The sequence below is a fragment of the Streptomyces sp. NRRL B-3229 genome (genome assembly GCF_000719505.1).
GTDB classification, from domain to species: Bacteria; Actinomycetota; Actinomycetes; order Streptomycetales; family Streptomycetaceae; genus Streptomyces; species Streptomyces griseorubiginosus.
In genome coordinates this window covers 1-1,797 of the sequence record NZ_JOGP01000068.1, presented here as the reverse complement: position 1 = coordinate 1,797, position 1,797 = coordinate 1, and the positions used below count along the sequence as shown (strand labels likewise).

Annotated in this window: 2 protein-coding genes; both read right to left on the bottom strand. The window is 65.0% G+C overall.

Annotation, left to right across the window (positions count from 1 at the left end; translation table 11 throughout):
* Positions 1–19 precede the first annotated feature (19 nt).
* A complete protein-coding gene (locus tag IF54_RS0138670) occupies positions 20–901 on the bottom strand; it encodes a carbohydrate ABC transporter permease (RefSeq protein ID WP_030327359.1) in 882 nt (293 codons plus the stop codon).
* The coding region (locus IF54_RS0138665; protein ID WP_030327357.1) for a carbohydrate ABC transporter permease at positions 898–1,797 on the bottom strand (900 nt) is incomplete at its 5' end. The genes IF54_RS0138670 and IF54_RS0138665, both read right to left, overlap by 4 nt.

The following is a 1,797-nucleotide window of genomic DNA, read 5'->3' as shown; positions in this document are numbered from 1 at the left end:
CTTTCGAACGGGGTGGTGGTCAGCCCTTGTTGGCGCCGAGGGTCAGTCCGCTGACGAACTGGCGTTGGAGGACGAAGTAGACGATCAGGGTGGGGATCGCGGTGAGCAGGGCGCCGGCGGCGACCAGGTTGGGGTCGGTGAAGTACTGGCCGGAGAGGTTGTTCAGGGCGGAGGTGATCGGCATGTTCTCGCCGGTGGAGATCAGCACGATCGCCCAGAAGAAGTCGTTGTAGATCCAGATGGAGAGCAGGGTGCCCAGGGCGGCCATCGCGGGTTTGCACAGGGGCAGCACGATCTGCCAGTACATCCGCCATACCGAGGCGCCGTCGACGAGGGCGGCCTCGGTCAGCTCGTGGGGCAGCATCCGCATGTAGTTGGACAGGACGAAGGCGCAGAAGCCGGACTGGAAGGCGATGTGGATGAGGACCAGGCCGAGGGCGGAGTCGTAGAGCTTGCCGGACATGGTGATGCCGGGCAGGTCGATCAGGAGGTAGAGCCGGTACAGGGGGGTGATGATGACCTGCTGGGGCAGCAGGTTGCCGGCGGTGAACACCAGCAGCAGCGCGATGTTGAGGCGGAAGTCGAAGCGGGAGACGTAGAAGGCGACCATCGAGGACAGCAGCAGGGTGAGCAGCACCGCGGGCACGGCGATGATCAGTGTGTTGCCGAAGTAGTGGAGCATGTCGGACTGCTCGAAGGCGTTCGTGAAGTTCTCGAACGTCAGCTTGTCCGGCCAGGACACGTAGCCCTTGTCGCTGGTCTCCGCGTACGGGCGCAGGGCGGCGAAGATCGCCCACAGCAGGGGGGCCAGCCAGGCCAGCGCGGTGACGGCGAGAAAGGTGTGCAGCAGGATCCGGGCGGGGCGGATCGGCGTTTTCGTCTTCAGAGCCAGGGTGCTCATGCCTGCCGCTCCTTCCGGAAGGTCGCGATCAGGTAGGGGATGATGACCGCGAGGGAGATGACCAGCAGGACCACGGCGATCGCGGAGCCGTAGCCGATCCGGCTGGACTCTCCGATGATGTTGTTGGTGATCAGGATGGACAGCAGTTCGGTGCCCTGGGCGCCCTTGTTGAAGACGAAGACCAGGTCGAAGGCGCGCAGTGCCTCGATGATGGTGACGACCAGGACGACGGTGTTGGTGGGGCGCAGGGTGGGGAAGATGACGTTCTTGAACGTCTGCCACTCGTTGGCGCCGTCCAGCGAGGACGCCTCCCGCAGCGAGGGGTCCACGCCCTTGAGGCCGGCGAGGTAGAGGATCATCATGTAGCCGGTGTGGCGCCAGGACGCGGCGATCAGCACGGCCCACAGGTTGAGTTTGGGGTCGCCGATCCAGTCGATGTAGTGGCCGGGCTTGTTCGCTCCGATGAGGCTGTTGATCAGGCCGGTGTCGGGGTTGTAGACCAGCTGCCACACGAACCCGGTCACCGCGAGGGAGACCACCACGGGCAGGAAGAACGCGGTCTGGTAGACGCGGGAGAAGCGGATGTTCTTGTCCAGCTGGACGGCCAGGAACAGGCCCAGCGGTGTGGGGATCGCGATCAGCACCACGAACCAGATGATGTTGTGCTCGACCGCGGGCCAGAACTGCGGGTTGTCGGTGAACAACTGACGGAAGTTGTCCAGCCCCACCCACTTGATGGAGCCGAAGCCGATGCCGTCCCAGCTGGTGAAGGCCAGCGCGATCGAGGCCAGCGCGGTCACCCACACCAGCAGCACGTGCAGCACGGTCGGCACGCCCGCCATGAAGGCGAGCGTGATGCGGTCCCGGCGGGTCAGCAGACGCTTGTGGCCCTGCGC